This is a genomic window from Metabacillus endolithicus (genome assembly GCF_023078335.1).
In the GTDB taxonomy this organism is placed as follows: domain Bacteria; phylum Bacillota; class Bacilli; order Bacillales; family Bacillaceae; genus Metabacillus; species Metabacillus endolithicus.
In genome coordinates this window covers 4,855,378-4,873,936 of sequence record NZ_CP095550.1, presented here as the reverse complement: position 1 = coordinate 4,873,936, position 18,559 = coordinate 4,855,378, and the positions used below count along the sequence as shown (strand labels likewise).

Annotated in this window: 16 protein-coding genes and 4 pseudogenes; 4 read left to right on the top strand and 16 right to left on the bottom strand. The window is 35.1% G+C overall.

Features of this window, described 5'->3' with window-relative positions; translation table 11 throughout:
• Positions 1-14 precede the first annotated feature (14 nt).
• Entirely contained in the window at positions 15-509 is a 495-nt protein-coding gene (locus MVE64_RS24755; RefSeq protein ID WP_247342052.1) for a hypothetical protein, read from the bottom strand.
• A gap of 177 nt (positions 510-686) precedes the next feature.
• Between MVE64_RS24755 and MVE64_RS24750 the strand changes: the two genes are divergently transcribed.
• Both MVE64_RS24750 and MVE64_RS24745 read left to right on the top strand, forming a co-directional pair.
• Positions 687-1,616: an ABC transporter ATP-binding protein gene (locus MVE64_RS24750; protein WP_247342050.1), complete on the top strand. Its 930-nt coding sequence runs from the start codon at positions 687-689 to the stop codon at positions 1,614-1,616.
• A 1-nt stretch (position 1,617) separates the two neighbouring features.
• Positions 1,618-2,730: an ABC transporter permease gene (locus MVE64_RS24745; protein ID WP_247342047.1), complete on the top strand. Its 1,113-nt coding sequence runs from the start codon at positions 1,618-1,620 to the stop codon at positions 2,728-2,730.
• A 56-nt stretch (positions 2,731-2,786) separates the two neighbouring features.
• Here MVE64_RS24745 and MVE64_RS24740 read toward each other — a convergent pair.
• The 4 genes and pseudogenes from MVE64_RS24740 to MVE64_RS24725 form a co-directional block, all read right to left on the bottom strand.
• Positions 2,787-4,072 (bottom strand): annotated as a pseudogene (locus tag MVE64_RS24740) (CitMHS family transporter).
• Positions 4,073-4,121: 49 nt separating this feature from the next.
• A complete protein-coding gene (locus MVE64_RS24735; protein ID WP_247342044.1) occupies positions 4,122-4,451 on the bottom strand; it encodes an AtuA-related protein in 330 nt (109 codons plus the stop codon).
• A pseudogene (locus MVE64_RS24730) lies at positions 4,423-5,754 on the bottom strand (acyclic terpene utilization AtuA family protein). The gene MVE64_RS24735 and the pseudogene MVE64_RS24730 overlap by 29 nt, the downstream one beginning before the upstream one ends.
• A gap of 303 nt (positions 5,755-6,057) precedes the next feature.
• Positions 6,058-7,461 carry a sigma-54 interaction domain-containing protein gene (locus MVE64_RS24725; RefSeq protein ID WP_247342043.1) on the bottom strand — a complete coding sequence of 468 codons (1,404 nt, stop codon included), beginning with the start codon at positions 7,459-7,461 and terminating at the stop codon, positions 6,058-6,060.
• Positions 7,462-7,663: 202 nt separating this feature from the next.
• On the opposite strand from MVE64_RS24725, the gene MVE64_RS24720 reads away from it, so the two are divergent.
• Positions 7,664-8,776, top strand: a complete 1,113-nt coding sequence (locus MVE64_RS24720; RefSeq protein ID WP_247342040.1) for a chitobiase/beta-hexosaminidase C-terminal domain-containing protein — start codon at positions 7,664-7,666, stop codon at positions 8,774-8,776.
• Positions 8,777-8,823: 47 nt separating this feature from the next.
• Here the strand turns inward: MVE64_RS24720 and MVE64_RS24715 are convergent, their stop codons facing one another.
• The 8 genes and pseudogenes from MVE64_RS24715 to MVE64_RS28225 form a co-directional block, all read right to left on the bottom strand.
• Complete coding sequence (locus MVE64_RS24715; protein WP_247342038.1) at positions 8,824-9,546, bottom strand: ABC transporter permease; 723 nt, start codon at positions 9,544-9,546, stop codon at positions 8,824-8,826.
• Positions 9,547-10,254 (bottom strand): ABC transporter permease, encoded by a 708-nt coding sequence (locus MVE64_RS24710; RefSeq protein ID WP_247342035.1) that lies wholly within the window; start codon positions 10,252-10,254, stop codon positions 9,547-9,549.
• Positions 10,251-11,165: an ABC transporter ATP-binding protein gene (locus tag MVE64_RS24705; protein WP_247342032.1), complete on the bottom strand. Its 915-nt coding sequence runs from the start codon at positions 11,163-11,165 to the stop codon at positions 10,251-10,253. The genes MVE64_RS24710 and MVE64_RS24705 overlap by 4 nt, the downstream gene beginning before the upstream one ends.
• A 113-nt stretch (positions 11,166-11,278) precedes the next feature.
• Positions 11,279-12,616, bottom strand: coding sequence for a sensor histidine kinase (locus tag MVE64_RS24700; protein ID WP_247342031.1), 1,338 nt, complete (start codon positions 12,614-12,616; stop codon positions 11,279-11,281).
• A complete protein-coding gene (locus tag MVE64_RS24695; protein WP_247342028.1) occupies positions 12,613-13,281 on the bottom strand; it encodes a response regulator transcription factor in 669 nt (222 codons plus the stop codon). The genes MVE64_RS24700 and MVE64_RS24695 overlap by 4 nt, the downstream gene beginning before the upstream one ends.
• Before the next feature lie 92 nt (positions 13,282-13,373).
• Positions 13,374-13,751 carry a VOC family protein gene (locus tag MVE64_RS24690; protein WP_212134728.1) on the bottom strand — a complete coding sequence of 126 codons (378 nt, stop codon included), beginning with the start codon at positions 13,749-13,751 and terminating at the stop codon, positions 13,374-13,376.
• Positions 13,752-13,841: 90 nt separating this feature from the next.
• Positions 13,842-14,235 (bottom strand): annotated as a pseudogene (locus MVE64_RS24685) (VOC family protein).
• 174 nt (positions 14,236-14,409) lie between these two features.
• Positions 14,410-15,690 (bottom strand): annotated as a pseudogene (locus MVE64_RS28225) (MFS transporter).
• A 222-nt stretch (positions 15,691-15,912) separates the two neighbouring features.
• Between MVE64_RS28225 and MVE64_RS24675 the strand changes: the two are divergent.
• Positions 15,913-16,092: a hypothetical protein gene (locus tag MVE64_RS24675; RefSeq protein ID WP_247342026.1), complete on the top strand. Its 180-nt coding sequence runs from the start codon at positions 15,913-15,915 to the stop codon at positions 16,090-16,092.
• 49 nt (positions 16,093-16,141) lie between these two features.
• On the opposite strand, the gene MVE64_RS24670 is transcribed toward MVE64_RS24675, so the two are convergent.
• From MVE64_RS24670 to MVE64_RS24660, 3 genes are all read right to left on the bottom strand, one after another.
• Positions 16,142-17,107 carry an alpha/beta hydrolase gene (locus MVE64_RS24670; RefSeq protein WP_247342024.1) on the bottom strand — a complete coding sequence of 322 codons (966 nt, stop codon included), beginning with the start codon at positions 17,105-17,107 and terminating at the stop codon, positions 16,142-16,144.
• Positions 17,108-17,209: 102 nt separating this feature from the next.
• Positions 17,210-18,316 carry a TRAP transporter large permease subunit gene (locus tag MVE64_RS24665; protein ID WP_247342022.1) on the bottom strand — a complete coding sequence of 369 codons (1,107 nt, stop codon included), beginning with the start codon at positions 18,314-18,316 and terminating at the stop codon, positions 17,210-17,212.
• 16 nt (positions 18,317-18,332) lie between these two features.
• Positions 18,333-18,545, bottom strand: coding sequence for a hypothetical protein (locus MVE64_RS24660; protein WP_247342020.1), 213 nt, complete (start codon positions 18,543-18,545; stop codon positions 18,333-18,335).
• Positions 18,546-18,559 lie beyond the last annotated feature (14 nt).

Below are 18,559 nucleotides of genomic sequence, written 5' to 3'. Positions count from 1 at the left end.
GGATTTGTCCCCTTCTACTCATTTTTTCTATAATAGATTAAAAACTCCTCCATCATATCAGTTACTTCCTTCTTCTTTAGTTTCCTTAACCATTCAACTTGTTCAATTGGAAGCTTCAATTTTAAAGTGATATCTTCAAGAGGCATTTCCACTTTTCTTATCTCTTCTAACGTGATTCCCTCTTCAATATCCGGAAACGAGGAATTGTTTTCGTTCAAAATTGAAAGACCTTTATACTCATCTAAATCATCGATGTCACAAAAAATATGTAATTGTGGTAACCTCCCTTGCATAACGGTCACACTCATAATCGAATTTATCATTCTTCCATCTTCTAATTCTATTTCAACAATAAGATTGTCAACATGTTTATATTTATTGGTGACTATTTCACTAACAATTACGTTTAATTCAAGTGTAACCGTTGTATTAGTTTCAAAAAGATAAATGGCACTATTAAAAACGTGGATTTCCTCTCCGTCCAATATCACTGATTTTACCTTTTCCATTCTCTGCTCCTCCATTATGTCAACCATTATATTTCTTCTTAAAATTATTATAAACTAAGAGTTTTTGAGTTGTTATAGAAAAAACAGTAATCAATAAATTTATAAAATGATGAAACTATTTAAAGAGAATAGCGTACTAGTAAATGGGTATAGTTTCCAAGGAAGTGAGGAGAAAAAATGACGGTGTTAGAGGTAAAGCAGTTGAAAAAATCATTTGGTTCTGTTCATGCCGTTCAAGACATTAGCTTTTCGGTTCAAGCTGGTGAAGTATTCACCATTATTGGTCCAAACGGCGCGGGCAAAACAACAACATTAGAAATGATTGAAGGCTTGGTAACTCCTGATTCAGGTGAAATTATGTATGGGGAACTAAACTGGGAAAAAAACAGAACAGAGATTAAAAAGAAAATTGGTGTACAGCCGCAGTCAAGTGCAATGTTTGATTTGTTAACACCTGAGGAAAATCTTAATCTTTTTGCTACTTTTTATGATAAGGCCCGCTCTACAAAAGAAATTTTAGATCTTGTTAATCTTACTGATCACCGCAAAAATCATGTAAAAAAGCTTTCTGGTGGACAGCGTCAACGTCTAGCGATTGGCCTTGCGATGATAAGTGATCCTGACATCATCTTTCTGGATGAACCAACAACAGGCCTAGATCCACAAGCACGACGAAATATTTGGGATATTATTTTACAGTTAAAACAACTTGGCAAAACAACCATTTTAACAACGCATTATATGGAAGAAGCTGAAAAATTAAGTGACAGAGTTTGCATAGTAGATCAAGGAAAAGTTATCACATTAGACACACCATCTGCCCTCATTGAAAAATTAACAAAAGAAAGAGAAGTCAGGTTATCGTTTGTTGATGGAGAAGAAGCAGCTCAAGAAGCTAATACATTTTCGCAAACTCTCCAATCAGTTACCCGTACTGAACGTGAAGAATCATCCTTAAAACTATGGACAGCCAATCCAGAAGATACACTTTATGACTTATTCGCATTTACAAAAGAAAAGAATTATCGTGTTGAACAGGTTTCCATTAGAGAAATGAGTTTAGAAGATGTATTTATCGAATTCACTGGAAAAGAATGGAGGGATTAGGATGAATCAATTTAAACAAATGTTTATTGCACAATTAAAATTAACATTTCGAGAAAAACAATCATGGTTTTGGGGCATCTTTTTTCCTGTTATTTTAATGGTTATCTTTATGTCTATTTTCAGTGGTAGCTCTGATGATGAGTTTTCAGCAAGTGTTGCAATTGTTAATGAAAATCCTAATCCTACCTCAAACATGATGCTTGAGCAAATACTTAAGCTAGATGTACTTGAGCTTGAAACAGAAGACCCTGTAACACGAGAAAAAGCTGACAAATTGGTAAAAAATAAAGAAGTGGATGCAGCGATTGTCCTACCAGAATCAATTGATGCCTCTTTCATAAGACTTGTTGTTAACAAAGAAGATGAACAAGGAGCAACATCACAAGCTCTTACAGGTATGCTAAATCAATTTGTTCAACAAGCAAACCTAGTAGCTTCAGGTGTAACACCTTCTTTTGAATTACAAACAGAAGCCATTTCATCAGGTAATGCTGAATTAAGTTATACAGATTTTCTACTTACCGGAATGATTGCATTGGCAATTGCTCAAGGTGGAATGTTTGGAATGGTTGGATTAGTGGAGATGCGCAGTAAAGGTTTAATTAAACGTCTACAAATGACTCCAGCTAATATGAATCTTTTTGGTCTAAGTGATATGGTCATGCGGGTATTATTTAGTGTTGTTCAGATTATTTTACTATCTCTAATTGGAGTCTTTATTTTTGGTGCTAACTTATTTATCAATTTTCCAACTCTGCTAATTGTCTTTTTACTCGGTACTCTTTCTTTTACAGCTGTTGGCTATTTTATTTCCTCCTTCAGCAAAACGACAGAAGCCTATATGGGAGTAGCCAATATTGCAAACTTTCTTATGATGTTTTTAAGTGGCGTTTTTTTCCCAATAGAAACAATGCCAGAATGGATTCGACCAATTTCAAATATTTTGCCACTCACCTACTTTGTTGAAGGCTTAAGAGAGAGCATGGTTTATGAAACGAGTCTCTTTACTGCTTCAATATGGGCTGGAATTGCTATTATGGTTATTTGGGGAATTGTTACGTTTGTGATTGGGTCATTATTGTATAAACGGAAGTCAATTGTGGCTGTGAGGTAGGTACTTAATATGAACCTAGTTAAAAAAGCCAACTGAAGTAGTTGGCTTTTTAGTTCTCAAATCGCACCAATAATAAGGGCGACAATGGCCATCACAATTGTTGTGCCAAATGCCCATTTAAAAATAAAGCGCTGATGATCCCCTAATTCAACCCCTGCTAAACCAATTAATAAAAAGGTTGAAGCCGTTAAAGGACTTAATGGGAAACCAGTAGTCATTTGTCCTAAGATGGAAGCTCTGGCCATTTCGATCGGTGCAACTCCATATATTTCAGCTGACTGACTTAATACTGGCAATACACCAAAATAATATGCATCAGGTGTAAAAAGAAGGCTGATTGGCATGCTAATCACTGCAATAACTATAGCCATTGATCCCCCAATCCCCTCAGGAATTATATTAACCATAGCTAATGCCATTGCTTCGATCATACCTGTTCCACTTAGAATGCCAGTAAAAATTCCAGCTGAAAATATAATTGATACAACAGTTACCATTCCAAGTGCTTGACTCTTGACTTGTTCTTGTTGATCATTTGGTTTAGGATAATTAATAAGTAACACAATAGCAAATGCAACCATAAACACTATTGGTAGAGGAAGCCAAACTTTTACAAGTGCAACAATTGTTAGGATGGTAATAACAAGGTTAATCCAAAATAATTTCGGCCTTCTCATTTTTCTTTCTTCATCCGAAAGCTCTTGATCATAATCATATTCCATATCGGTAACACCTAATCGTCTTCTCTCTTTTTTACCAAGAATATAAGCAACAAAAAGCACCCAAATTATTCCTGCTATCATTGCTGGTATAAGCGGTGAAAAAATAAATCAGGATCTAATTCTAATGCACTGCCAGCTCTTGCAGTTGGCCCGCCCCATGGCATAATATTCATTACTCCAGCACCTAATGCAACAACACCTGCTAGAACAAGTCGATTCATTTTTAATTTATCATATAAAGGCAAAAGAGCTGGTATTGTAATTAAAAATGTGGAAGTTCCAGATCCATCAAGATGAGTTACCATAGCAATAACCGCTGTACCAATAACAATTTTTAATGGATCTCCTTTTACCAACTTTAATACTCTTGAAATAATAGGATCAAATAATCCAGCATTATTCATTACACCAAAAAATAAAATGGCAAATCCTAACATAATTCCTGTTGGAGCTACGCTTTGAATTCCTTCTAACATAAGAGTTCCAATATCGGAACTAAACCCTCCTATTAAAGCAAATACAAGTGGAACAACAATTAACGCGACAATAACCGATACTCTTTTCGTTAAAATCAATAATAAGAAAACGCCGATCGTTAAAAATCCTAAGGTCGCTAACATATGATTCCTCCTAACGTATTTAAGCGCTTACAAACCGCTAATTACATTCCTATTCATTCAATAAAGGAATTTCCATTTCCAATAAAGCGCTACTCAAACTTTTCCCATGAGTATCTAGTGCAAGAGAGGTCGTTACCCCTCCTAGTAAACTATTTTTACAAACAAAATTATAGGATTTAATAGATGGTATGTCATAACGAATTACATCACCGTAAAAAATGTCTTTAAAATGCTCCTTTACTCTTTCTACAGTTACGACCTGACCTATCCAATCAAAGTCACTTTCCTTAAATGGGATAAGTGAAAGATTAGAGGTATTCCCCTTATCACCTGCTCTGCTATGTGCTACCTCATATAGTTTGATTTTCTTTCCTTTCATGCGTTATAACCTCCACTTGTATCTTTTTATCAACTAAATTTCTTTCTATAAAAGTTGAAACAACACCTAAACATTCTGTCGCTCTTTTTCTTGCACCACCGCCTCCATACGGTCCATTAGTGTATAGTGCTTCTACTTCATTTCCAATACTGTGAGCTTCTTTTATATCTTTACAAAGAGCAGCTGCTCGTAATCTTACTTCATAAGGTTGATCATTTCCTAAGTTTGTACGATGAACGGAGGAAAGACCAATCAGATCAATCCTTAAGTCTTGTATCTTTTGACAAAGTCTTTTATTTAATATACACTCCGCCATCTTGGCTCTTTGAACAGCGGTTGAACCTGCATAAGAAATTTCTCCTTCACCAAGATAACCTGCATCATACCCAATAGATACTTTATAAGCACTAGGCTTTTCCGTACCTTTCCCCCCTCTACCCTTACTTCATTTTCAGCTAGTTGAGTCAGCTTTAGAAAAATCTGCTGTTACATCTGGTGTTAGGTATTGAGTTGGATCATGGACCTCGTATAGTAGTTGCTCTTTAACTGTTCGTAAATTTACTACACCACCTGAGTCAGGAGTCTTTGAAATAATGGCTGTTCCATCACTCTCAATACTTGCATATGGAAAACCTATGTCTGCTAACTTATCAACTTCTTTTTCTCCTATATCCGCAAAATAGCCACCTGTAATTTGACCAGCGCATTCAAGTAAATGTCCAATCACAGTACCTTGCCCTAATGTTTCATAATCATTTAGTGACCAACCATAGTAATCGATCATCGGCGCAAGAAATAATGATGGATCAGCAACACGTCCTGTAATAATAATATCTGCTTTAGTTTGTAAAGCTGGTAAAAGTGCCTTGGCTCCTAAGTAAGCATTAGCTGAGATTACTTGATAATCTCTAACCTTATTTGTGTTTTCAAGGACTTCATTTTCACTATCTAGCTCTTGTATCACATCATCACCTGATACAACTGCGACCTTACAAGAAATATTCATTTCATTTGCAATCTCAATAATCTTTTTAGCACCAGCCATTGGATTGGCCGCTCCCATATTTGTTACGATTCGAAATCGTTTTTTATCCAATACTGGTAATAAGGCAGATATTCGATCAACAAGTAGAGGATCGTAACCCTTATTTTTATTTTTCCTCTTTTCTTTCTGTGCAATGGCGATTGTTCTTTCAGCTAAACACTCTAGTACTAAATAATTCAGGTTTACTTTTTGAGCCAGTTCAACGGCGGGTTCAAGTCGATCTCCTGAAAATCCAGCTCCACTTCCGATCTTTAACATTTTTTTCACCCCAATAAAGACTAAAAGTACACAAAAAATTGTTTTTTAGTTTTTTATTAATTATTCTTGACGCAATTTATTAATCTTGAAATATTAGACCGATCCTTCCTGTAAATTCAGTTACATCATTACTTATGCAACTTCCATGCCAAAATAAAAAACGCTTAATGAAAGCGTTTTTAAAAAGTGAGTTTCTAAATTTTTAGAATTCTAAATAAGCAATAAACCTCATTTGATCGTCAATCAGTTGTGAACACTGTTATTCTAAATCCTTAGAATAAACACAAGTTCTTTTCTAATTATTTAGAAATCATATAGTTGATACTTTTTCATTTTGTTATAAAGCGTTGCTAAAGACACCCCAAGTTCCTTAGCTGCTTTTTTCTTATCCTCCAGTTCAGAACCATGTTTTTGCAAAACATCTGTAATGATATTTTTCTCTGTCTCCTCAACAGCGGCTTTTAAAAGATAGTTAGAATTTTTTTTTGAGATACTAATATTTTCTCCATGAAAGCTACTAGGTAAATGTTCAGGTAGAATATCTCTTTCGTCTGCCATGCATACGGCATAATCAATTGTATTTTTCAATTCTCGTACATTTCCGATCCAATCGTAAGCTTTTAGAATGGCAAGGGTTGATTGGTGTAATCGATAATACCGTTCACTTTCAGAATGTAGGTTGTGCTTGTGTAAAATTAAATCAATAATGTCGGGAATATCCTGCTTCCTTTTACGAAGTGGCGGAATATCAAGGTGCAATACATTCAACCGAAAATACAAATCTTCACGAAATCGTTTCTTTTCTATAAGCTGCTTTAGATCACGATTTGTTGCAGCAATTACACGAACATCTATTTGTCTTTCTCCTGCTTCACCTACACGTCTAAGTGTTTTTTCCTGTAAAACTCGTAAAAGTTTGGCTTGAAGATCATAAGATAACTCACCTATTTCATCTAAAAAAATTGTACCCGAGTTTGCTATTTCAAATAAACCTAGCTTTCCACCTTTTTTAGCACTTGTAAAAGTACCTTCGGTATATCCAAAAAGCTCACTTTCAATGAGCGATTCTGGGATAGACGCACAATTCACTGGGATAAATGGCTTTTCTGCACGAGAACTTGCATTATGAATTGCTTGAGCAAATAGTTCTTTACCTGTTCCACTTTCACCGATAATTAATACAGGTAAATTAGATTCAGCAGCTTTTCTTCCTAAGTGAACAACTCCTTTCAGTCCGCTTTCCGAACCGATAATTTGGTCGAATGTATATTTAGCTTGATATAAGATGTCCATTCTTTCTTTCAATTGAGTTAGTTTTTGCTTGTTTTTCTCAAGTTCTTTTGAGAGCTTATGAACTTCTGTTAAGCCTTTACAAATCGAAACAGCTCCAATTATTTCGTTGTTTAATATAATTGGTGCCATGTCAACAACATATTCCACAGATCCTTCTTTACGATAAACCCCAATTCGTTCTTTTCCGTCTTTTAACGTTTCAATTAATTGTGCTTTTGGACGAACTAACCGAAGAGGTTTTCCAATAATTTCATTAGGTTGTACTCCTGTTATACGCGAATATTCAGGATTAATTAATTTAACAATCTCTTTAGAATCTATCACTAGAACACCATCATGAATGGAGTGGAGCGTAGCTTTAAACCAGTCTAATTGATCTTCCAAGGAAAACTCCTTAAAGTTTTCATATAGCATGTCAAACCTCCTCAAATAAATCTCATCTCTATCAATTAAATTTTTTTGTAGTATGTATAATCCTTATTCTAACAAGAAAAATCCACTTTTTTCACTAGCATGATAAAAAGATTTATATTGACAGCTTAAAATTCTTCATTATACGATGTAACCGTTACCAAAAAATTCTGAATCTTAATCTTGAAAAATAGGAGGAGATTTTTTGTTAAAAAGAAAACTAAAATTTTTCATTAGCACTATTGTAGTCACACTCTCTATGTTCTTCCTTTTCTCTCTTTCAGTATTTGCAGACAACAACCCAGCTAATGGTGTTGTACAACCGCCGTCTACCTCGCACAATTCTGGTCAATATTACAAGGAACAGCTCGTTACCTTATCAACTAGTACTCCGGGGACTAAAATCTATTACACAACAGATGGTAGTATACCTACTAAAAACAGTATTTTGTATTCTGAGCCCATTGCAATCAATAAAGATGTAACAATTAAGGCTTTTGCTTTTCGTGGTAATGTTAACGAAAAAGCACTTACAAGAAATAAAGGAAATACTAGTAGCGAGGTGGTCACATTCAATTACTATTTTGTAAATAGAGAGGATATTGCTGATAAGTTTCTAGAGTTAGACTATAATAACATGCCTTATCGTCTTTATATTCCAGAAAACTATGATCCTTCTGTTTCTTACCCGCTTGTTCTTTTTCTTCATGGGGGTGGCGAACGAGGAAACGATAATCAGAAACAATTGCTTGCAAATGATGGCGCTGTTATATGGGCTGCACCTGAAAATCAATCCAAGAATCCAGCCTTTGTTCTTGCACCACAGGCAAGAAATCAACATGACGGTGGATTTGGAATTACTCGGAATTCGGATAATATTATCGATTTGTCCAGTGTATTCGAATTTTCAGAGGATCTAGGAAAAGCCTACAATATCTTACAAAAAGTGATTCATGATTACAATATTGATCAAAATCGACTATATTCAACAGGACTTTCTCAAGGAGGATATGGAACATTTAATTTGAATATTGCATACCCTGATCTTTTTGCTGCTATGGTCCCAATTGCAGGCGGTGGAAATCCTGAGACAGTACATGTTTTAAAAGATAAACCAATATGGGCTTTTCATGCTGAAGATGATGCAGTAATTCCTGTTTCACATACAAGAAATGCTATTGAGGCAATAAAAGAAGCTGGAGGAAACCCTATATATACAGAGTATCCTGCAGAATTAGGCTATAATCATGCTTCTTGGGTACCAGCCTACGATAACAAGGATATGATTGATTGGATGTATAGACAAGTTAAACAATAAACATAAGAAGTGCCTGATAATATTAATATTAGTCAGGCACTTCTTAACTAAACAGCTTTCCTCTGAAAATAAACCAAACCACCTAACGTAAAAATCACACACCCTCCAACAATAACAAACACAAGGGTTTCAATCGAAAATGTAAAACCTGATTGCTGCTCTAACACCATTCCTAAAAATGGTTGTGCCCAAGGGTACCACGGCCCAAATTTTTCTGAGTTTGCGATTAATATGTTAGGAAGTGTTAAAATGACATTTAAAGCAACTGGTGCAGCAAAGCTGGACCATGCTGTAGATACCCATAATTGTAAAGCGATAATTGGTAAACAGCCTAACCAGCCCATAAACAATCGAACAAGAACACCCTGCCACGGAAAAGGATCATTGTAACCATGTACTAATCCTACGAGAAACAAGCCTACTAATAATAATATTTGAGTAAGGGCGACAAATAAGCAAACAATAATATACTTAGAACTATACACCTGAATTCGATTAACAGGTAGTGCTAATAACTGTTTCCAAATTTCCCCTTCTGCGTGTTCGTACCTGCAGACAGCAGCGGAAAAAAGACCAGCAAGTAATGGTAAAAACAAAACCGCTTGAACCATAATCATGGCATAAAACGAGTTCATCCATTGATTACCAGGAAAATCAATAAAAGTAAAATAAGCAGAGACAGTAGATAGAATGGGACTAATATATAAGATTTGTAAAACCTTTGATTTTTTTAGTTTGATCCATTCTGTATATAATAATTTTCCTAGCAATTACTTCACATCCTTTCGGTCAAAATGAATAACACTGATAAGAAAAATGAGTCCACCAACAACAATTCCTAATAACGCACTAATTTCAGGTATTTCCCATTTATTTTGAAGCAACGGCCATTTCCAAATGAGCCATTCAGGACCTCCATATGAGTACATAGACACAACAGCACCAATGATTCCTACTGCTAACGGTGTTCCTTGATTAAACGATGTGACTGAAAACCAAAGCTGTATGGCTAATATAGGCATTGCAGCGAAATACGGGTAAAAGCTGTTAATTGCAATCTCTTTAAACGGTATATTTTGCTCCCAACCATAAAGGCTACCGAAAAACCATGTACCAATAAACATAAGAACTGTAGCAATAAGCAATAAAATACTAATCATAATAAACTTAGAACAATACACCTTTACTCTGCTTATAGGGAGCGCTAGTACCTGCTTCCAAGCATTTGTTTCATGCTCAATAGTTGCAGATGATGAGGCAAGTAGGACAGTTCCTAAAAGTAAAGCTGGTGCGAGAAAAAGATTGATTTGCTGTAATAGCTGCATCCAGCGATCATCTGACTGCCGAAGAAGATATTCATAACGAAGCATATAATTTAAAGTCGTTAATCCAAATATTCCAATCGGTCCTAAGAAAACAAGAATCCACATTCCAACTTTTAGTTTTTTAAAATCAGCACGTAACAACCTAAAAATCATAAGCTTTTCTCCTCTTTTGTCATGTCTAGGAAAATGCTTTCTAGTGATCTCTTTACTTCTTCCACTCGATAAACGTCCAACTTGTTTTGGACAAGAATACGAATCATTTCAGCAACTTCTTTGTTCTTGTTTTGCTTAAACGAAAGGTAATTTCCTTCAATTTCCCCTTTTAAGCCTTCTTTCACTAAAATATTCCATGCAGCTTTGGAATTGTTTGTTTGAATACGTATTTTACTAACCGATTTCTTTCTTAGAACTTCAATAGAATCTTGAAAAATGAGTGATCCTTTTGAAATAATACCTACTTCGGTTGCCATTTGATCAATCTCTGATAAAAGATGACTTGAAACGAGGACAGTCACACCATATTTTTCTGGTAAACTTTTAATTAATTCTCGAATCTCGATAATACCAGAGGGATCAAGTCCATTTGTTGGTTCGTCTAGAATAAGAAGTTCAGGATTTCCTAGAAGAGCTGATGCAATTCCAAGTCTTTGTTTCATTCCTAATGAAAAGCCTTTAACTGGGCGATTATCATCTTTTTCTAAGCGGACAATAGCAAGCACTTCATCGATTCTTTCTTTTGGAACATGTAATATTGTTTGCAATAATTGTAAATTTTCTCTGGCGGTTAAATGACCATAATACGAAGGAGATTCTACTAAAGATCCAATTCTTCTAAGAATCATTTGTTTGTCTTTTTTTAGGTCTTTTCCAAATATTTGTATTGATCCTGAAGTTTCTTTCATCAATCCTAAAAGCAGCTTAATAGCGGTTGTTTTTCCTGCACCATTTGGTCCTAGAAAGCCATATATGGATCCTTTCGGTATGTTTAAATTTACTGAATTAACAGCTTGTGCTCCTTTAAATGATTTTGTTAAATTGTTCGTTTCTACTATTAATTGACTCATGTTTATCACCTCTGAATACAGAATAAACAATGAATCTTAAAATCGAGTTGTAAGGAAGGTTAAATTTTGTTTAAAAATAAAAAAGAGTACGTTGATAAAATCAAACGCACTCACTAAGGTTTCGTTACCGTGATCGTTGTTCCTTCGTTCGAAGAATTAATATTCCAAATCATTCCCATTTCCTTTGTCATAAGTTCAATGATTGATAATCCGATTCCAACTCCTGATTGGTCCGATTTATTTTTCATCCCAGGACCACGATCTTTAATAATGATCTTATTTTCCTCGCAAAGGATCCCAATATATTTGCCTGACTTTGCATGTCTTACGACGTTTTGAAATAGATTATCCAATATTCTTTCAAACCAATTTGGATCCATTTTCCAAGATAATGTTTTTTCAAACAACTGAACGTCTACTTCCAGTCCTTCTTTTTCAAAAATTGGATACCAGGCCGAAAGTGAAAGGCGAATTGCTCGATTTACGTCAACATCCTTTGGTTTATACGAATATTTTCCTGAACTTAATAAGGTATAGGAAAGAAGATTTTCAATTAAAGTATGTAGATGATCAATTTTTTTATCAATGATCGTGATTGACTCTTGGCCTTCTGGAGAGATATCCTCATTTTTTAGCGAATATGCATGGGCACGAATTGTTGCTAATGGCGTACGAAGATCGTGGGATAAATTCGCAATCAGCTCTTTTCGAAGCTTTTCTTCTTCTTGTTCACGCAATCTTCCAGCCTCTAAGCGTTCAATCATTTTATTAAATGAATCTTCTAATTGACCTAACTCATCCATTTCTCCAACTGTTACTTTACTAGGAATATTCTGGTTTTCTACATCCATAGTTGACTGAAGTTTCACAATTCTTTTTTGAATGGTACGAAAAAACAACCAAAAAAGAATGATAAATAGTAACAATAATAGTCCTACAACTACTGCATAGATGATTTCGAAGTAATTCTCCAATTGCTGGATAGGGTAATCCATATACTTTCGATCAATTTGGAGTACAATAAAGCCATTCTTTTCTTCACCAATAAAAGCAACAACAGTAAACGGATCGCCTCCATAGCTTTCTTTCATAAACGATACAATATCACTTGCATTCCAAATTTCAGGAACTGTGACCTTTTCATTCGAAGTAAATCGTGTTTTTCCAGTGTTATCCACCCAAAAAACAGAGGAGTGTTCAAGTTCATTTACTGTTTCTTTTAAACTATCAATAATTTCTGAATCAGTTAGATTTTGTAAAGTCATAGCTTTTTCATGCCATTCTGATTCTATTTCGTCACTTTGATAAACTTCCATTTTATTGTAATTCACTAATAATGCCGGTAAGTAAACGACAAATGATGCAAGAGGAAAGGCAATTGGCAAGATAAACATAGCACTAATAATTAAGACTAAATATTTCGTTTGCAAACTACGACTCAATTTCTTCATTGCTTTAACCTATAGCCAATTCCTCGAATTGTTTCAATAATAGTTGGTTTAGCAGGATCTTTTTCGATTTTTTCTCTTAAATAACGAATATGGACCATCAGCGTTTTGTCACCTTCAAAAAAATCCGCTTCCCAAATTGATTCATAGATTTGTTCTTTAGTCATAATTTGACCGGTATGTTTTAATAGATAATCAAAAATTTGCAGCTGCTTTGAGGTTAAAATGATTTCTTCCTGAAGTTCATCATCAAACAGCTGATATTGCTTTGGATAATATCGCAAATGCTGTATTTTTACCACAGTTGGCATAATTTTATCAAAGCGACGTAACAGTACACTAATTCTTGCAGCAAGCTCATCTGGATGAAACGGTTTTGTCATATAATCATCTGCAAATTGCAATCCTTCTAGCTTATCATCTACTTGTGAACGCGCTGATAGCATGATGATTGGCAGCTTTGGTGATGCCTTTTTTAATCTCTTTCCAATAGAAAAGCCGTCTAATCCAGGTAGCATAACATCAAGGATAGCAAGATCTAAGTCCTCAGCTCGCTCTAGAGCACATTCTCCACTTTTTAACCAAGTTACTTGATAACCTCTCTTGGTTAAATCCTGATAAACCCATACTCCTAGCTCTTCCTCGTCTTCGACATATAAAATATTCATAACTTCCCCTGCTTTCTACTCTTTCATGAAGAAATCCCATCTTCGAGCCTATTTATAGGATGGGATCTTTCATGAGTGTTAACTCCTGTATTTTATTTATCTTCTCTTAATAAATATTCATTGTCATCTTGATCATAGAAACTAAACATTGTGCCGAACGGCATTTTTAACATGTCCCCTACTTTTACACCATTTTGTTTCATTTCTTCATACGCTGATTCAACATCTGTTGTGCTAAATAGAATCGAAGGATGAGCAACTTTTGAAGGTTGTTGCTGCTCCATAGCTGACTTTGAATAAAGAACCAATGTCGTAAATTCATCATCACTAGGTCCAACCTCAATCCACGTAGCGTTCGGTCCCATTGGTTGTTCCAACTTTAAGATAAACCCGAGTTTATTAACCCAGAATTCTTTTGCCTGTTCTTGATCTTGTACATAAACCGTTACTTTTCCAACTTTATTTATCACTACATCTTTCTCCTTTTTATTTCTTGATAAGGACAAGGAAAAGGTGTTTGTCCTTTACACCAGAGGTGCAGGTTCAAATACCTTTTATCTCTATTTTGCATTTACATCACGTTGGTGTAAACCAAAAATATTTCCTTCCGTATCTATATAATATCCTTGCCAAGCCATACCAGGGAGGGCATATTTAGGCATCGCTACCTTGCCACCTTGTTCCAAAATTTTAGCTTCCGTGGAATCGTAATCTTCTACTCCCATTGTACATGCATAGCCGTTTAGAGGCTGGTTTTGTTCTGGAGCAGAACTTTGACGTTGCATTAAAGCGCCATTAATACCGGCCATCCTCACTACCTGTTACCGCACCGAAATAAGGCATCCCAGCAAATTCACTCCAATCTTGGAATGACCAACCAAAAACCTCACCATAAAATTTTTTAGCTCGATCCATGTTATCTACATGAATTTCGAAATGGACTAATCTGCTCATAAGTACCTCCTAGTATTTTGCCCTTTCATAGTTCATTATGTATCTTCTACACTAGTTTTGATACTCCTTGTTTTATTTTGCATTTTCCAAAGGACCAATTTTAAATTTAAGACCATAAAAAAATCTCCTAATTAGGGAGATTTTTAATCGTGCTTAATCAACTTTTTATGCTAATTAATAGGTTAACCCCTTAGATTGCATAACCTCCTGACGTTGTTCTTTAATAAGATATCCACCAAATAAACCTATTAACGAAAAAACCACAGGAATTATAAATCCATAGAAATAACCGATATTGCTTTCAGATGCCTGAAAATAGTCTAATACTTTACCAAAAATACTTGGTAATAAAACAGCACTTAAAAAACCACCCATATTAGCAAAACCCGTTGCAACTCCTACCTCTTTCGGATCAAAAGATTGGCGGACAATGGCAAAGGTTAAGGTACTTGCACCGTTTCCATAACCAATCATGAAAAACAAGAGAACGATCATAAAAAATGGTGGCTTTCCACTAAATAAGAGAAATGACGACCAGCTAAGAAAGATAATAGAATGAACAATCATATAAGGTTTTTTAATAGAATGAATTCTACTTGAGATCCAGGTTGTTAAAGGTGCTCCAATGATCGCCCCAACAAGACCATACATAATCAATTGACTTGCACTAGAAAGCGACATATCAAACACATTCATTCCATATGGTACAATCCCATGAACCAATGAACCCCACATATGTACCAACAGCACCAAAGTGACAGAAGAAAGCTGCCCATGCTTGACGAGTTGAAAAAATACGCTTTAATATCATCATTGTTTTTTCAGGTGAGGAACTGGTTTTCTTTGCAGAAGGTTGAGTTGAATGATGATTTTTCATCATTTTTTTGGACGATGAACCAGAACTATATAAAGAAGTAGTCCACTTAAACATAAAAGGATACCCATTGATAAAAAGGAAGTTCTCCAACCTGTTAATCCTATGAATATAGAAAATGGTACCGATGCAAGAAAAAAACCAAGACTTCCAGCCATTCCAGCCATTCCAATTAATTTAACAAACTCATTTCCTTTGAACCATTGACTTAAAATTAAAACTAAGTTAACCCAAATAGCTGAATCACCGGTTCCAACAATTAACCTTGCCACAAGAAGCACAATTTCATTAGGTGCAACACTATAAATCAAAGTTCCAATTCCAGTTAAAAACGTTCCAACAATGAGGAAAAAATTAGGTCCAAACCGATCTGATAAAATTCCAATCGGAACCTGTAAACCTGCATATGCGACAAACTGAATACTTGCAATCATGCCAATTGTTGCAGCTGTTACATGAAAATCCTTCATTAATTGAGCTGTAATTAAGCCCGGTGCCGTTCTTTGACTAACTATGAGAAAATAGGTGAATAGGACGGAGGCAAAAACGACCCATCTGTACTTGCTGTTATGTTTGTTCATTTGTATTTGCTCCTAGTTCTTTCATTCTTTGATTATTATAATCTATCTTTATATCATATTCATGAGTCAAATGGACACTCACGAAATTTACTTTTAATTTCCTGTACTTTACATAATTTTACCATAAAAACTTTATCCTTGCGGGTTTCACGTTCAAATGTATAAAAATGGAACAATACGCAAACTTTATAAATACGATTATTACCTGAAGGAGCGTTTAGTGTGAAAGTTTTAAATTATAAAGATCAAATTCAATTGATTGCCCATTGGTTGAAAACAAGTAAAGTAGAAGTGATTGAAGGATCAGTAAACAAAGAAATCATTCGTTATAACCTAAGAATGGAATTTGATATTCAAGATGATGAAGTGGTTGATGATGTATATGATTCGATTATTAAATAACTTAAGATTAAAAAGGTGTAAGTCTTTATAACTTACACCTTTTTAGCAATTAATTTATATAGCGATTAACAAATCCCCACACAGTACCCCAATAAGCCTCAGGATCCACCTTCTCTGCATCTCCATGATTAGCGCCTGAGATAACCAGCTTTTCTTTCTCCACATTTGCTGCCTTATAGACTTTATCCAGCATTTTGTACGGGACAAACGTGTCAGCATCGCCATGGATAAATAGCATAGGTGTTACACTTTTGGAAACTTGCTCTATAGCAGATGCATCATATAAATCATATCCGGCGCGAAAGTTCGTTACCGTATTCGCTGCATTCATAACAGGAAATTCAGGTAAACCGAAAAGATCGTCAAGCTGATACACAAACACATCACTTACTGACGAGTAACCACAATCTTCTACAATTACTTTCACGTTTGATGGTAACTCTTCTCCCGATGTCATCATGACTGTTGCTCCACCCATTGATACACCGAATAAAACAATTTCTGCTTCATGATCCTTTTTCACGATTTGATCAATCCACAGTAACATATCTTTGCGATCGTGCCAAGCCATACCTATATAATTTCCTTCACTTTCTCCATGCCCACGAAGATCTGGTGCGAGCACGTTGTAGCCTTTTTCATAAAAGTTCCGAACATATCTCGTCATTGATTTTGCCTTACCATTATAACCATGAACAACGATTGCCCACTTGTGGTCAGCTTGTTCATTTTCATAAACAAGGGCATTTAATTTTAATTGTTCTTTATCCGACGAAACAATGCCTAGTTTGGAAGGACTATACTTTTGCTTAAACTCATCGTCAGCGAGCTCGGCTTCCTCGGCAACAGATGCAACAACAGCATCACTTTGCTGTAAATTTGGATTATCTTCTAAAAATTCTTTCTCTCGATCAACATTTAACGCAAAATTGTAAAAATAGTTTCCTACAAAGAAATAAGCAGCTACTAGTAAAAATGCACAAATTGAGCCTGTAATGATTAGTTTCTTTTTCATTTTCTTTTCTCCATCCAATAAACTATTTGTTTTTGTAAACAAAAAACCCTCGTCAATTATTATACCAAGATCGAGGGTTAATCTGTGAAGATATCATCCTATTTAACTAATAAACATAATAATTCCCAGTCCAAGGATGGCCATAACAGTCAGATGTAATCCATTCGCCCGAATTCCCGCTTCATATCCTGAAATACCAACAATTCTACTTACCATTAGGTTTAAACCTGAGAATGGACTTAATGCAGTTGAAATGGACCAGCAAAGTAAAAGCAGCATAGCTAATGACAGAGTACTAATTCCAAGTTGCTCTGCATTCAGTTGCATCGCAAGTGCGGCAATAACAGCAATTTGGTGAATACCAATATAAGTAATCACAACAACAAGTATAATCACGCATAAGGCAAATAATAAAAATGATTGATCTGCGACAATTGTTAGCATTTTACTTATAGAATTAGCTAAATTTGTGCCTTGTACTGCATGCGCTAATAATCCTGCAGAGCTAAACAACATGATTTCATTATTCATCATCGGCACAGATTGGTCTTTGTAATTTTTTAATAAAGGAAGTAACTTTGACCAGCTTTTTGTGATCAAACCCCATATTAATGGTAGTATACAGGAGATTATGCAAACGATCACAATCATTGACCATTTTGTCACATACTCAATAATTAAGGAACATGACATTAGCAATGAAACAAACAGAGCTAATTGAACCAACTGTTTTCTTGATTTTTTTGCCAATGGAACTTCAGGATCTGTTCGATTATCTATTGGGTGTTTTTTCTCCCATAAAGCAAATAACATATTACCGATAAGTAGTGATAAAACCGATAATCCAATACCATATAAAATATATTTTCCGACCGACATATCCAAATAATAGAGAACTAAGGAAACAGATGCAAAATAGGGCGACCATAGGATAGCCGAAGAGAACCCGATAAGATAGCTTTTGGCAGACATAGCTGAAGGAAGTTTTAAATCTGAAAGAAATTCACTGATTAAACGAACGGAGCCTAAGCTTAAGATAGGACTTAAGATAAACAAGGAAGTTGTTATACCCGCGAAAAGTCGTTTAGGATGGTTTAATAAATTACGTAAAAGTAAATCAATGGCTTCAAAATAACCCCCTAATTTAAGAGGAATTGAAAGCAATGGAGCAAGCGTAACTAAACAAAGTAAAGGTAGTATGAGTAACATACCTTCACTAATTCCGTTAATTCCAAATTTCCCCTTTATAAAACTCTAAGATAATACCTGTTCCCATCATGATTAACCCAATGATTCGCGGAAATCCCCTTGCCTCTATTACACTTGCAAAAAAAGACGCTATCACAAATGTTACAACAACATACCCTAACCATGTTTGTTGAACAAAGTATTGAATCAAAAACAGAAAACACATGATTAATATAAGATAACTCCGCAAGTGCTTTCATCCCC

What these genes read in the sequence shown, in the direction of transcription:
- MVE64_RS24670 (WP_247342024.1), bottom strand. Translation starts at nt 17,107, where the DNA reads ATGAAAAAGAAACTAATCATTACAGGCTCAATTTGTGCATTTTTACTA.
- MVE64_RS24705 (WP_247342032.1), bottom strand. Translation starts at nt 11,165, where the DNA reads ATGAGTCAATTAATAGTAGAAACGAACAATTTAACAAAATCATTTAAA.
- MVE64_RS24725 (WP_247342043.1), bottom strand. Translation starts at nt 7,461, where the DNA reads ATGCTATATGAAAACTTTAAGGAGTTTTCCTTGGAAGATCAATTAGAC.
- MVE64_RS24710 (WP_247342035.1), bottom strand. Translation starts at nt 10,254, where the DNA reads ATGATTTTTAGGTTGTTACGTGCTGATTTTAAAAAACTAAAAGTTGGA.
- MVE64_RS24750 (WP_247342050.1), top strand. Translation starts at nt 687, where the DNA reads ATGACGGTGTTAGAGGTAAAGCAGTTGAAAAAATCATTTGGTTCTGTT.
- MVE64_RS24665 (WP_247342022.1), bottom strand. Translation starts at nt 18,316, where the DNA reads ATGTTACTCATACTACCTTTACTTTGTTTAGTTACGCTTGCTCCATTG.
- MVE64_RS24700 (WP_247342031.1), bottom strand. Translation starts at nt 12,616, where the DNA reads ATGAAGAAATTGAGTCGTAGTTTGCAAACGAAATATTTAGTCTTAATT.
- MVE64_RS24745 (WP_247342047.1), top strand. Translation starts at nt 1,618, where the DNA reads ATGAATCAATTTAAACAAATGTTTATTGCACAATTAAAATTAACATTT.
- MVE64_RS24695 (WP_247342028.1), bottom strand. Translation starts at nt 13,281, where the DNA reads ATGAATATTTTATATGTCGAAGACGAGGAAGAGCTAGGAGTATGGGTT.
- MVE64_RS24755 (WP_247342052.1), bottom strand. Translation starts at nt 509, where the DNA reads ATGGAAAAGGTAAAATCAGTGATATTGGACGGAGAGGAAATCCACGTT.
- MVE64_RS24735 (WP_247342044.1), bottom strand. Translation starts at nt 4,451, where the DNA reads ATGAAAGGAAAGAAAATCAAACTATATGAGGTAGCACATAGCAGAGCA.